The 13,309-nt window shown below is 51.1% G+C and carries 11 protein-coding genes; 7 read left to right on the top strand and 4 right to left on the bottom strand.

Features of this window, described 5'->3' with window-relative positions:
* Nucleotides 1-50: 50 nt before the first annotated feature.
* From metF to metB, 3 genes are all read right to left on the bottom strand, one after another.
* Nucleotides 51-950 (bottom strand): methylenetetrahydrofolate reductase, encoded by a 900-nt coding sequence (metF, locus tag B3Z23_RS15675; protein WP_294912054.1) that lies wholly within the window; start codon nucleotides 948-950, stop codon nucleotides 51-53.
* A 214-nt stretch (nucleotides 951-1,164) separates the two neighbouring features.
* Nucleotides 1,165-3,600, bottom strand: a complete 2,436-nt coding sequence (locus B3Z23_RS15670; RefSeq protein WP_294912052.1) for a bifunctional aspartate kinase/homoserine dehydrogenase II — start codon at nucleotides 3,598-3,600, stop codon at nucleotides 1,165-1,167.
* Nucleotides 3,601-3,602: 2 nt separating this feature from the next.
* Entirely contained in the window at nucleotides 3,603-4,763 is a 1,161-nt protein-coding gene (gene metB, locus B3Z23_RS15665; protein ID WP_294912051.1) for a cystathionine gamma-synthase, read from the bottom strand.
* A gap of 263 nt (nucleotides 4,764-5,026) precedes the next feature.
* On the opposite strand from metB, the gene metJ reads away from it, so the two are divergent.
* Nucleotides 5,027-5,344 carry a met regulon transcriptional regulator MetJ gene (gene metJ / locus B3Z23_RS15660; protein ID WP_046791907.1) on the top strand — a complete coding sequence of 106 codons (318 nt, stop codon included), beginning with the start codon at nucleotides 5,027-5,029 and terminating at the stop codon, nucleotides 5,342-5,344.
* A 110-nt stretch (nucleotides 5,345-5,454) separates the two neighbouring features.
* On the opposite strand, the gene rpmE is transcribed toward metJ, so the two are convergent.
* Nucleotides 5,455-5,667, bottom strand: coding sequence for a 50S ribosomal protein L31 (gene rpmE / locus B3Z23_RS15655; protein WP_038015905.1), 213 nt, complete (start codon nucleotides 5,665-5,667; stop codon nucleotides 5,455-5,457).
* Nucleotides 5,668-5,884: 217 nt separating this feature from the next.
* Between rpmE and priA the strand changes: the two genes are divergently transcribed.
* From priA to rraA, 6 genes are all read left to right on the top strand, one after another.
* Complete coding sequence (gene priA, locus B3Z23_RS15650) at nucleotides 5,885-8,080, top strand: primosomal protein N' (protein WP_294912048.1); 2,196 nt, start codon at nucleotides 5,885-5,887, stop codon at nucleotides 8,078-8,080.
* Between the two features lie 162 nt (nucleotides 8,081-8,242).
* Nucleotides 8,243-9,271 (top strand): DNA-binding transcriptional regulator CytR, encoded by a 1,029-nt coding sequence (gene cytR / locus B3Z23_RS15645; RefSeq protein ID WP_414716502.1) that lies wholly within the window; start codon nucleotides 8,243-8,245, stop codon nucleotides 9,269-9,271.
* A 157-nt stretch (nucleotides 9,272-9,428) separates the two neighbouring features.
* A complete protein-coding gene (gene ftsN, locus B3Z23_RS15640) occupies nucleotides 9,429-10,484 on the top strand; it encodes a cell division protein FtsN (protein ID WP_294912046.1) in 1,056 nt (351 codons plus the stop codon).
* Nucleotides 10,485-10,569: 85 nt separating this feature from the next.
* Entirely contained in the window at nucleotides 10,570-11,100 is a 531-nt protein-coding gene (hslV, locus tag B3Z23_RS15635; RefSeq protein WP_038015913.1) for an ATP-dependent protease subunit HslV, read from the top strand.
* An 11-nt stretch (nucleotides 11,101-11,111) separates the two neighbouring features.
* The gene (hslU, locus tag B3Z23_RS15630) at nucleotides 11,112-12,443 is read left to right on the top strand and encodes an HslU--HslV peptidase ATPase subunit (protein WP_294912042.1); all 1,332 of its coding nucleotides are present in this window, start codon (nucleotides 11,112-11,114) and stop codon (nucleotides 12,441-12,443) included.
* Between the two features lie 322 nt (nucleotides 12,444-12,765).
* Entirely contained in the window at nucleotides 12,766-13,266 is a 501-nt protein-coding gene (gene rraA / locus B3Z23_RS15625; protein ID WP_294912040.1) for a ribonuclease E activity regulator RraA, read from the top strand.
* Nucleotides 13,267-13,309 lie beyond the last annotated feature (43 nt).

Genomic DNA, 13,309 nt, shown 5'->3' with positions numbered 1-13,309 from the left:
CGAAGGAAACTGAAGGGCACCTGCTACGGTGCCCTTTTTTTGTCACTGCGTCAGGCAGCTACGCTGCGTGGGCGAACACCCAGGGTATGGCAAATGGCATAACTCATCTCAGCCCGGTTCAGGGTATAGAAATGAAAATCTGACACTCCCTCACGGGACAAAATTTTCACCATATCCATGGCAATATTTGCCCCCACCAGTTTTCGGGTTTCGGCATCGTCATCTAACCCTGCAAACTGAGAGCTCATCCAGTGAGGAACCCGGACATTGGTCAGGGCGGCAAAACGCTGCAACTGTCTGAAATTACTGACAGGTAAAATCCCCGGAACAATCTCTACCTCAATTCCTGCCGCCGCGCAGCGATCACGAAATCGCAGATAGCTTTCCACATCGAAAAAAAACTGGGTAATTGCCCGGTCAGCCCCGGCTTCGACCTTTCGTTTCAGATTCAGTAAATCGGCCTGCGCACTTCTCGCTTCAGGATGAACCTCCGGGTAGGCCGCCACAGAGATGTCGAAATCGCCGACATCTTTCAGTAGTGCAACCAGATCGGCGGCATTCATTGCGGGCTTACCACTGCTGTCAGGTAAATCACCACGCAGAGCCACAATATGGCGGATACCACTCTGCCAGTAATCTCTGGCGATGCACCGTAATTCATCACGATCAGCATCGATGCAGGTCAGATGAGGAGCCGCTTCCAGCCCGGTGCGTTCTTTAATCCCTTTGATTATATTGTGGGTGCGTTGCCGTTCCCCGGAATTCGCACCATAGGTTACCGAAACAAACTGAGGTTTCAGGATGCTAAGACGATCGATCGAACGCCACAGAATATCTTCCATCTCCTGGGTTCGTGGCGGGAAAAACTCAAATGATACATGAATCCTCCCGTTCAACTCCGATAGGCTCTGATTAAGTGCTTCGTACTGATTCGCATGAAAGAAACTCATTCTGTTACCCCGCCACTCACCACTGTGATTATCATTTACACATCCATATGTTTAGACGTCCAGATGTTCAAAATGACGAATCCCGGAGGCAGGGTCAACTGAATTATCAGCAAGTCAGGATGATGAAATTTCACACAACCGTCCACAGTCAATAAACCGGAACGAGGTGGGATTACAAGGAGATCCGGGCAGAGAGAACCTCTGCCCGGCAGGGTCACAACAGCTGAGCCAGACGGTTCAGATCTGACTGAATCGCTCCGGCAGTAACATCTCTGCCAGCCCCTGGCCCGCGGATAATCAGGGGATTGTCCCTGTACCAGCGGCTTTCAATCGCAAATACATTATCACAAGGCAGAAGAGCGGCTAGTGGATGATCCGAGCGTACGGCTTCAACCCCCACTCTGGCTCTACCATTGGCATCAAAACGTGCGACATAGCGTAGCACTAATCCCATCTCGCTGGCAGCCTCATAACGCTGTAGCATCTGTTCATTCAGCAGATCGGCGTTTTCAAAAAAGTGGTCAATCGACTCTTCGGCACAATCATCCGGCACCAGTGATTCGACCCTGACCTGATGAGGTTCGATATCATAGCCCGCCTCACGTGCCAGAATAACCAGCTTACGCATGACATCCTGACCCGAAAGATCAACACGCGGGTCCGGCTCTGTCAGTCCTTGCTGCCAGGCCTGATCCACAAGTTCGGTAAAGGGTACTGTTCCGTCATATTGCAGGAACAACCACGATAAGGTCCCGGAGAAAATACCGCTGAGCGATAAAATAGCATCGCCGCTGTCCCGTAAATCACGCACAGCATAGTTAATCGGCAAACCCGCACCTACAGTAGCGTTATATAGCCAGTAGCGCCCGGTACGGGTAAATGCATCACGAATCTGACGCCAGTGAGCACTGGCTGATGAACCTGCGACTTTATTGGCACTGATCACATGGAAGCCGTAACTGGCAAAATCCAGATATTGCCCGGCAATACGACTATCTGCGGTAACATCCAGTACTACCAGATCATCAAACGGATGATCCCGCATCCACAGGAACAATGATTCCTGATCACGAAATTCAGATTCATCTTCGAAAAATGCCAGCGTACGGCTGGCATCCAAACCATCATAATTCAGCAGACTTTTTTGACTGTCCGCAACACCGGCCAGTACAAATTCAAACCCGGTACGGTCTGACAGGTTTTCCTGTTCCCTGGCGAACAATTCCAGCCAGCGTGATCCAATATTACCTTTCCCAAACAGTACCAGACCGATACGTTTTTCAGCACGGAATAGTGACTGATGTAATCCCTGAATCAGCTGCAGCGTTGGTCCGGAGCGCAGGACCGCGACCAGACTGATGTTCTGTTCAGACTGCCAGACAAATTCTACAGGCTGGTCTTTGATCTGTTGCCAGAAGCGATGCGCATGCAACGGGTTACGGGCTACCCCAGCCCCCACCATCGCCACCAGGGCCAGACTATTACGCAAGCGGACATTAACCGGCAGTCCACTACTTTGCAGCAGAGACAGTGCACTATCGACCACCTCAGCGGTGTAGCATAACTGCAGCAGGAAGCGATCCGGATGAGCACCGGTGGCCAGAGGACGTAGTTGCGCACGCGCCAGCAACTGTTCAGCCTCCTTCTTCAGGGCGGCAAAATCCTGCTGTTTCGATATTTCAATTTCGATCAGACAGACATCATCATGGCTTGTGACGATCCTGGCACCGGTTCCTGAAGCGAGCACCCGTTCGATACGCGTAGACCCGGCATCCGGCTGATAGCTGCAGCGTAACTGTAATTCAATATCGCTGGCGGATACCGGTTGCAACGTGCGGGTATGGAGTACCGGAGCCGCCAGCCGTGCAAGCTCACTGGCTTCATCCAGCCTCAGTAATGGCAGCAGGCAGGCATCGTTTACTTTGCGCGGATCAGCACTGTACACTCCCGCGACATCACTCCAGATTGTGACACGCCCTGCACCTGCCAGCGCGCCAATTTGGGTCGCGGAATAGTCAGAGCCGTTACGGCCCAGCAGCACCGTTTCGCCCGCCTGATTACGGGCAATAAAACCGGTAATGACCACCCGTTGACCTTGTCTCTCTGCCAACAAGGACTGTAACCGTTGCCTGGATTCCGTTTCTCTGACTTCCGGCTGAGCAGCACGCTCTGCGCACAAAAATTCACGGGCATCGAGCCAGCTGGCAGCAATATCCTGTTGGGCCAGCAGGGCAGCCATCAATCTCGCTGACCAGATTTCACCATGCCCTACCACCTCAGCATATACGGCATCGGTGATCGTACTGTCCAGTAATACAGCCAGACGTTCCAACTCGTGTACAAATTCCTGAATCAGCTCGTCAGCCTGTGCTGCGGGTAACAGACTACTCATCAGACTGGTCTGAAAGCGGCGCAGATTCTGCTGCACCTGATGGGCAGATAAGCGGTCTGTCTGGCTAAGCTTTAGCCAGCTAATCAGTTGGTTAGTTGTGCTTCCCGCGGCAGAAACCACCATCAGGTCGCCAGGCTGGCTATATTCAGCCATAATCCCGGCAACCCGCTGATAGCATCGTGCATCTGCCAGGCTGCTGCCCCCGAATTTATGCAGTTGCCTCACTTCGGGCGCTCTACAGTCTGATGAAATTGTCATGCTTACCCCTTCGTTACTACCCGAAACGCATTTTCCAGATCAGCAACTAAATCTTCATGGTCTTCGATACCTACTGATACCCTTAATAATGTATCAGAAATTCCGGCCGCGGCCCGTGCTTCCGGAGACATTCCAGCATGTGTCATGGTTGCGGTATGTGAAATCAGACTCTCCACACCGCCGAGGGATTCTGCCAGCGTAAATAATGACAGAGCTTTCAGGAAGGTTCTGACGGTCTGCTCGTCACCATCAAGCTCAAAGCTTAACATTGCCCCGAATCCACGCTGTTGACGCCGGGCAAATTCATGGCCTGAATTTTCAGGCAATGAAGGATGGTATAGCTTCTTCACTAACGGCTGCTTTTTCAGCGCATCGACAATGGCCAGTGCATTGCGTTGTGCAGCCGCCATTCTCGGTCCCAGGGTACGCAACCCACGCAGTAACAGGTAACTGTCAAAGGCGGCACCGGTTACTCCGATATTGTTCGCCCACCATTTCAGCTCAGTCACCAGCTCCGGGTCTTTCGCAATAACCGTACCAGCCACCACATCGGAGTGCCCGTTCAGGTATTTTGTACAGGAATGCACCACCAGGTCCGCCCCCAGAGCCAGAGGATTCTGCAAGACAGGGCTCAGGAAGGTATTGTCGACGACCGACATTGCACCGGCGGCTTTGGCCGCACGACAAATACCCTCAATATCGACGACCCGCAACAACGGATTGCTGGGACTTTCGACCAGTACCAGTTTAGGGCCTTCTGCCATCGCTTCCGCCAGCGCCCGGGGATCCCCCTGGTCAACAAATTTTACTCTGAAAGCACCACGTTTGCTCAGGCTGTCAAATAAGCGATAACTGCCACCGTAGCAATCATGCGGAGCGACCAGCAGATCACCGGGCTTAAGAAAAACAGTAGTCACCAGTAAAATGGCTGACATTCCGGTATTGGTCAGGACCGCTCCGGCTCCACCTTCCAGCTCAGCCAGCGCCTGCTGCACAACATCACGGGTTGGATTTCCTCTGCGTGAGTAATCGTGGGTCCGTGGCTGATTGAAATCCACAAAGTTATAAGTACTGGAAAGATGGATTGGGGGTACTACACAGCCATACTGCTCATCATCATTTAAGCCGCTGCGGACGGCGATAGTCGCTTGCTTATGTGTCATGACGTCATTTTCACTGAGAAGGGGAACAGGTGCACAGAATAACATTCACAAATCGGACGTCAATACATCTAGACATCCAAATGTCTGTGAGTGTAGATTGAGCAATAGAGCAAGAAACGCTAAAATTACCCGGTAAAGTCAAATATCGCCACAATTGTCACTACCTGGATCATCATTTATCAGCAGAGACAAAACTATAATGCAGATATCTGGCATAATTAGCTGAACCCGGCAAGTTAACTTTTTATTAATTAAGGTACCCCATGGCTGAATGGAATGCCGAATATATCAGCCCTTATGCTGAGCATGGCAAAAAAAGTGAGCAGGTAAAAAAAATAACTGTCTCTATCCCTCTGAAAGTTCTGAAGATTTTGACTGATGAGCGGACGCGCCGCCAGGTGAATAACCTGCGTCATGCCACCAACAGTGAACTGTTGTGTGAGGCCTTTTTGCATGCTTTTACCGGACAACCTTTACCGGACGATAACGATTTGCGGAAAGAGCGTGGTGATGAGATCCCTGAAGAGGCGAAGGTCATCATGCGTGAAATGGGCATTGACCCGGACAAATGGGAATACTGATTGCGAAAAATTCGCCAGTATGATGGTTCTTTCAGGTAAAAAAACGTAAAAAAAACCCGGACATGCCGGGTTTTTTTACATCCGAATCCGCAGACTCGTCTGTGGGAAACTTATTTTGAACCCGGGATGCTGAAACGTTTGTTGAAACGCTCAACACGACCACCGGTGTCAACAACACGCTGTTTACCAGTGTAGAACGGGTGGCATTTACCACATACGTCCAGGTTTACATCGTGGCCAACGGTAGAATGAGTGTTGATCACGTTACCGCAAGAGCAGGTAATGGTGACAGCTTTATATTCCGGGTGAATACCTTGTTTCATGGGAGAACCTCTGTAAAAGGCCGTGTCGCTCTCCGTGCCAGGCGAACCTGCACAGCACCACACGCGGTTAAAAGAATTTTTCGTATCTCTGCAGCCACTCGCGGCAACAGAGGCGCTATATTATACAGAACCCCACCGGCATGATGCAAATAAATTCACCATGTCGGTGATGGGCTTCACCGTGTACACTACGCTTTTTACCCTCCGGAGTTACTGAATGCCCGTCATTAAGGTTGCACTGCCCGTTCCTCTGCCCCGACTGTTTGATTATCTCGTCCCGGAAGGCGACGTACCTGTCATCGGCAGCAGGGTAAGTGTGCCCTTTGGTCCCCGAAAAATGACAGGCATTGTGCATGGCATTGCCGCACAGAGTGAGCTACCGGAAGCCCAACTGAAAACCATTGATGCCGTCATAGACAATAAGACTATCTTCCCTGATTCATTGTGGAAACTGCTCAACTGGGCTGCAGATTACTATCATTACCCTGTAGGTGAAGTCTTTTTTCATGCGTTACCGGTACTGCTCCGTCAGGGACGGCCTGCACAACCGTCCTCCTTATGGCAATGGTCTGTCACTGAGCAGGGGTTATCCACCTCACCTGACAGCCTGAAACGCTCAGAGAAACAGCAGCGTGCACTTGCCGCATTACGTCATGCACCTCTGCGACGCCATGAACTCAGGCAGCATGATTTGAACGATGCTGTCCTGCAGGCATTACGTAAAAAAGGGATCTGTGAACTGACAGAAATTCTGCCTCCATTAACCGACTGGCGCTCAGAATACCGGGTTAAGGGCGATCGTTTACGGCTGAATACCGAACAGGCCACGGCTGTTGGTGCCATTCGAAGCCTGGATAACCAGTATGCTGCCTGGCTGCTGGCGGGAATTACGGGGTCTGGGAAAACTGAAGTGTATCTCAGTGTGCTGGAAAACATTCTGGCTGAAGGACGGCAGGCATTAGTACTGGTGCCGGAAATTGGCCTGACACCACAGACCATTGCCCGTTTCCGGGAGCGGTTTAATGCCCAGGTCGATGTCCTGCATTCTGCACTGAACGACAGTGAACGCCTGAATGTCTGGCTACGGGCCAGCAGAGGCGAATCCGCCATTATCATTGGCACCCGCTCGGCACTGTTCACCCCCCTTGCCCGCCCCGGTATTATTATTATTGATGAAGAACATGACAGTTCTTATAAACAGCAGGAAGGCTGGCGTTATCATGCCCGAGATCTGGCCGTCTTCCGCGCTCATCAGGAAAACATCCCGGTAGTGCTGGGATCGGCCACCCCGGCGTTGGAAACCTTACATAATGTCACTACCGGGAAGTACCGTCAGTTAACCCTGACTAAACGAGCAGGCAATGCACGTCCGGCGTTACAACAAATTATCGATCTGAAAGGTGTCCGTTTACAGTCAGGGCTTTCCCCGATACTGATCAATAAGATGCGCCAGCATCTTCAGGCCAATAATCAGGTCCTGTTATTTCTTAACCGACGCGGCTATGCCCCGGCCCTGCTTTGTCATGATTGCGGCTGGCTGGCGGAATGCCAGCGTTGTGAACATTACTACACCTTTCACCAGCAACAACGCCAGTTGCGCTGTCACCACTGTGACAGCCAGCGTCCTCTGCCATATCAGTGCCCGCAATGCGGATCGACCCACCTGATGCCGGTAGGCATGGGAACAGAACAACTTGAAGAACAATTAAAGACACTGTTTCCTGAAATTCCGGTGACCCGGGTTGACCGTGATACCACCAGCAGGAAAGGTACACTAGAGCAACATCTTGAAGACATTCATCAGGGAGGTGCACGGATTCTGGCCGGTACCCAGATGCTGGCCAAAGGCCACCATTTTCCGGATGTCACCCTGGTGGCACTGCTGGATGTCGACGGTGCGCTGTTTTCCGCTGATTTCAGGGCTGCCGAACGCTTTGCTCAGTTGTATGTTCAGGTTGCAGGTCGGGCGGGGCGGGCAGGGAAACAAGGTGAGGTAGTGCTGCAAACTCATCATCCGGAACACCCGCTTTTACATACACTGCTGTACAACGGCTATTTTTCATTTGCCAGTCAGACGTTACAGGAACGCCGCCAGGTGAGCCTGCCACCCTTTTCCAGCCATGCGCTGTTCCGTGCTGAAGACTCAGATAATCAGCAGGCGGAACAGTTCCTGTTACAACTGCGTAATTTACTGGAGGCCAGCCCATTGAAAGATGAACAATGCTGGATTATGGGGCCGGTACCGGCATTACAGTCTAAAAGGAATGGTCGCTGGCGTTGGCAGTTACTCGTGCAACATTCCTCAAGAAAGCAACTGCAGCGCATACTGCGACATACCCTGCCACTTCTCTCTACCCTTCCGGCACTTAAAAAAGTGAAATGGACGCTGGATATCGATCCCACCGAGAACTGATTTAGTGGCTGGTTTGCGTAACAACACGAAAATACAGCGCTGAATAACCGGATTATTGCAAATTTGATATCAGCAGCCGCAGATAATCTGCTAACAATAAGGGATACCGTGGTGTACGCTCACCGCTTTGTTGATGATTAACCTAATGCCGGAGTTTGTGTCTTGGAACAGAATTCACTACCGGGCCGGGCCACCATGAAAGATGTTGCCGAAAAAGCAGGTGTCTCCACAGCAACCGTTTCGCGTGCTCTGGCATCCCCGGATAAAGTTTCCGCCGTCGCCCGCTTAAAGGTAATGCAGGCGATTAGTGAGCTGGGTTATGCTCCGGACCTGCTTCCCCGTCATCAGCGCAGAAATGATTCTCAGACACTGCTCATCCTTGTCCCTGATATCTGTGATCCGTTTTTCCATGAGATGATTCGGGGCATTGAGGTCACGGCGGCGGCGGAAGGATACCTGGTTTTAATTGGTGATTGTGCTCACCAGGACATGCAGGAAGTCGGCTTTCTGGACCGGATTCTGACCCGTCAGATAGATGGGCTGTTATTACTCGGTTCGCAGATTCCTCCCCTGCAGAAACTGGTTCACCGGGATCAGTTGCCTCCGCTGGTCATGGCTAATGAATTCTCAGGGGACCTGGAATATCCAACGGTACATATTGATAATCTGACATCAGCGTTTAATGCGGTGAATTATCTGCTGGAGACCGGACTGAACCGGATTGCCTGTATTAACGGCCCCGATACCATTTCACACTGTCGTTACCGACGGCAGGGATATATCCAGGCATTACAACGCCAGAATATTAGTATCAATCCTCATTACCTGGAGCGTGGCGATTTCTCCTTCGATTCCGGTGCTGAAGCTCTGATTCGTTTGATGAAGTTACCCTCTCCTCCTGAAGCTATCTTTTGCCACAATGACCGGATGGCATTAGGCGTCTTACATCAGGCCGAAAAAATGGGTATCAGAGTTCCGCAGCAGCTATCGGTGATCGGCTTTGATGATATTGACGCAGCCCGATACAGCCATCCACCGCTGACGACCATTACGCAACCAAGATTTGATATTGGCCGGGAGGCGGCTACATTATTGATGGAAATTATTCGTGGCGAGCGGGTTAATGGTGGCTCACGTTTACTGGAAGCCAGACTGCAGGTACGACAGTCAACCTTGATCCCGGCCAAATAGCAGTCTTAGCTCCGCTTTCGGTGATTTTCAGGTATTTTCTCAGGCAGAGTTTACTGGTCAAAGTTCATCCCCTTGAGTAAACTGGGACAGTTATTGCCATTGAATAGATAATGGGCGGTTCGCCCGCCAGGCTGATTGATAAATTTTCGGAACGAATGTGGCACAAAAAGACTATGTAGGCCGCGGGCGTTCAACAGGGACGCAGCGCAAAAAGAACTCTCCACGAAGCAAGAAGAGCAAAAAAAGCTCAGGACTACCCAAACTGATGATCGTTGTGGCCGTCGCAGTACTGGTCGCGTTTATCGGTGGCTTATGGTTTATTGCTCATCATAAAAAGGAAGAGTTAGAGGAAGTGCTGCCGCATAAAAATGCCGGCAATGGTTTACCTCCGAAACCGGAAGAGCGCTGGAAATATATAAAAGAACTGGAAAACAGCCAGACAACGGTGCCTCAACCTACTGAACCTTCCGCAGGCGGCGAAATCAAATCACAAACTCAGCTGACTGATGAACAACGTCAGTTGCTGGAACAAATGGCCGCTGATATGCGCCAGCAGCCGATCCAGCTCAATGAAGTTCCGTGGAATGAACAAACGCCGGCGCAAAAACAACAAACTTTGCGTCAGCAGGCGGCTACCCGTCAGCAACAACAGAATTATCAGCAACAACAAAGTTACCAGCAGCCGCAGAATTATCAGCAACAATCTGATTATCAACAGCAGCAGCTATTACAGGCTCAGCAAGCTGAGCGCCAACGGCTGGAAAGACAGCAACGTCTTGAAAAGCAGCAACAAGCAGAGAAACAACGCCAGGCTGAACGGCAACAGCAGCGACTGCAAAAACAGCAGCAGGCTCAGCAACAGGCCGCTCAACAGCAGGTGGATCGTCGTCCTGCAGCTCAGGCTCCAACACCTGCAGCACCCCGTACCAGCCAACCAGCACCGGTCACCCGGGAAGCACCTAAGCCTGCGGAAACAGCGGCTTCCGGAAAACGCTGGATGATTCAGTGCGGTTCCTTTAAAGGCAGTGAGCAGGCTGAATCAGTCCGTGCTTCTCTGGCTTTTGAAGGTTTTGAGAGCCGTACAACCACCGGCGGTGGCTGGAATCGGGTTGTTATCGGGCCTTATTCAGACCGCGCCAAAGTTGACAGCGTAGTTAAACAACTTCGTAGTTCTGGCCATACAAACTGTATAACTCTCTCCCTGGGGGGTTGAAAGCCTTAACCCCCCTCCCCATATATCCCCTTATGTGACTCCGCGCACCGCGCGGAGTGTTTTTTTCTCTAAAAAGGGGCGGCCCGTGACAACGATTGTAAGTGTTCGACGCAATGGCCAGGTAGTGATTGGCGGTGACGGCCAGGCTACTCTTGGTAATACAGTAATGAAGGGTAACGTAAAGAAAGTTCGTCGCCTGTACAATGACAAGGTCATTGCCGGCTTTGCCGGAGGGACTGCCGATGCCTTTACCCTGTTTGAACTGTTTGAACGTAAGCTGGAAATGCACCAGGGGCATTTGGTTAAAGCGGCAGTTGAACTGGCAAAAGACTGGCGTACTGACCGGATGCTACGACGCCTCGAAGCTCTGCTGGCAGTGGCTGACGAGCATGCCTCGTTAATTATCAGTGGTAATGGTGATGTCATTCAGCCCGAGAATGATTTGATCGCTATCGGATCTGGTGGACCTTATGCACAGGCAGCAGCGCGTGCTCTGCTGGAAAACAGCGAACTCAGTGCCCGGGAAATTACCGAAAAAGCACTGGATATCGCGGGTGATATTTGCATTTACACCAACCACAACGTCACTATCGAAGAACTGGCGTCCAGTAAGTAAGGATTTCTAATATGTCTGAAATGACTCCCCGCGAAATAGTAAGCGAACTGAATAAGTTCATCATCGGTCAGGATGGTGCTAAGCGTGCCGTCTCTATCGCCCTGCGTAATCGCTGGCGTCGGATGCAGCTCGAAGCAGAACTGCGTCACGAAGTGACTCCTAAAAACATTCTGATGATCGGCCCGACCGGGGTGGGTAAAACAGAAATTGCCCGCCGTCTGGCGAAACTGGCTAACGCGCCATTTATTAAAGTTGAAGCAACTAAATTTACTGAAGTGGGTTATGTCGGTAAAGAAGTTGATTCTATTATCCGTGATTTGACTGACGCTGCTGTAAAAATGGTCCGCAGTCAGGCTATCGAACGTAACAAGTCACGGGCCGAAGAACAGGCCGAAGAGCGTATTCTCGATGTGCTGATTCCTCCGGCCAAAAATAACTGGGGCCAGCCAGAGGCAAACAGTGAACCTTCTGCTGCCCGTCAGTCCTTCCGTAAAAAATTGCGTGAAGGGCAACTGGACGACAAAGAAATTGAAATTGATCTGGCTGCCTCACCGATGGATGTTGAAATCATGGCCCCTCCTGGCATGGAAGAAATGACCAGCCAGCTGCAGTCCATGTTCCAGAATCTGGGCGGACAAAAGCAAAAAGCTCGCAAGTTAAAGATCAAAGATGCACTTAAACTGTTGATCGAAGAAGAAGCCGCCAGACTGGTGAATCCGGAAGAGCTGAAGCAGGAAGCCATCGACGCAGTTGAACAACATGGCATTGTTTTTATTGATGAAATTGACAAAATCTGTAAGCGCGGGCAGTCCTCCGGCCCGGATGTTTCCCGGGAAGGTGTACAGCGTGACTTGCTGCCTTTAGTTGAAGGCTGTACGGTATCGACGAAACACGGTATGGTCAAAACTGATCATATTTTGTTTATCGCCTCCGGCGCATTCCAGGTTGCCAGCCCTTCAGATCTGATACCTGAACTGCAGGGTCGTTTACCTATCCGCGTGGAGTTGCAGGCGCTGACGGTTAACGATTTTGAACGCATTCTGACAGAACCAAGCGCGTCGGTGACTGTACAGTACAAAGCGCTAATGGCCACTGAGGGAGTCAATGTCGAGTTCAGCGAAGACGGTATTCGCCGGATTGCTGAAGCTGCATGGCAGGTCAATGAAACGACTGAAAATATCGGGGCTCGTCGCCTGTACACCGTGCTGGAAAAACTGATGGAAGATATTTCTTTCGATGCCAGCGATCGTCCGGGAGAATCTGTGACTATAGATGCCAACTATGTCAGCAGCCACCTGGACAAACTGGTTGCAGATGAAGACCTGAGCCGTTTTATCCTGTAACTGAGCATCTGGCTGTGGGTTTTTCGGCTGTCTGCACTCCGGGACAGACAGTCGGATACCCCTTTATTTGACCAGGATTAATATGCTCCTCTCTGTATTTCGCTACTCTGATACCCGGCCTGATAGCAGTTTTTTCCCTGATGCCGGTCGCCGTAGTTAAAGCACCGTCTCTGACGTGATGATTCGGCGTTTCTGTCAGAATAAATGCCGCCGTAATACATTCATCCCGCAACACAGGCCACGTGGCAACGGAGGCTTTTTTGCTATCCATAGAAAGAACGCGATATACTTTAACCACCTCTGGCAAACAGATGATACCGCTATGAAATACGATACCTCCGAACTTTGTGATATTTACCATGAAGAAGTGAATGTAGTTGAGCCTTTGTTTTCCAACTTTGGCGGACGCACGTCTTTTGGTGGTCAGATAACAACTGTCAAATGCTTCGAAGACAATGGCCTGCTGTATGACATACTTGAAGAGAACGGGCTGGGCCGGGTACTGGTCGTAGACGGAGGAGGTTCCGTTCGTCGCGCATTGATTGATGCCCAACTGGCGCAACTGGCAACACAGAGTGAATGGGAAGGTATTGTAGTTTATGGTTCAGTTCGTCAGGTTGATGAACTGGAGGAGCTGCATATCGGCATTCAGGCGATGGCGGCCATCCCTGTCGGTGCCGCAGGTGAAGGCATCGGTGAAAGTGATATCAGGGTGAATTTTGGCGGTGTCACTTTTTTCTCGGGTGATTATCTCTATGCAGATAATACCGGCATCATCCTGTCAGAAAACCCACTGGCTGTCGAAGACGAAGAAGACGAGTAGTCGTTCTGGCGGCAAACCGGGTGCTTTCGCACCCGGGCTCTGG

The organism is Tatumella sp. UBA2305 (assembly GCF_002345795.1).
Lineage (GTDB): Bacteria > Pseudomonadota > Gammaproteobacteria > Enterobacterales > Enterobacteriaceae > Tatumella > Tatumella morbirosei.
The sequence above is the reverse complement of the archived record's forward strand: the minus strand, read 5'-3'. Positions and strand labels throughout refer to the sequence as shown.

Bases quoted from the DNA above. Each gene is read 5' to 3' on its own strand.
- B3Z23_RS15670 (WP_294912052.1), bottom strand. From the start codon at position 3,600: ATGACAATTTCATCAGACTGTAGAGCGCCCGAAGTGAGGCAACTGCAT.
- priA (WP_294912048.1), top strand. From the start codon at position 5,885: ATGCCCGTCATTAAGGTTGCACTGCCCGTTCCTCTGCCCCGACTGTTT.
- hslU (WP_294912042.1), top strand. From the start codon at position 11,112: ATGTCTGAAATGACTCCCCGCGAAATAGTAAGCGAACTGAATAAGTTC.
- metB (WP_294912051.1), bottom strand. From the start codon at position 4,763: ATGACACATAAGCAAGCGACTATCGCCGTCCGCAGCGGCTTAAATGAT.
- metF (WP_294912054.1), bottom strand. From the start codon at position 950: ATGAGTTTCTTTCATGCGAATCAGTACGAAGCACTTAATCAGAGCCTA.
- rpmE (WP_038015905.1), bottom strand. From the start codon at position 5,667: ATGAAACAAGGTATTCACCCGGAATATAAAGCTGTCACCATTACCTGC.
- rraA (WP_294912040.1), top strand. From the start codon at position 12,766: ATGAAATACGATACCTCCGAACTTTGTGATATTTACCATGAAGAAGTG.
- metJ (WP_046791907.1), top strand. From the start codon at position 5,027: ATGGCTGAATGGAATGCCGAATATATCAGCCCTTATGCTGAGCATGGC.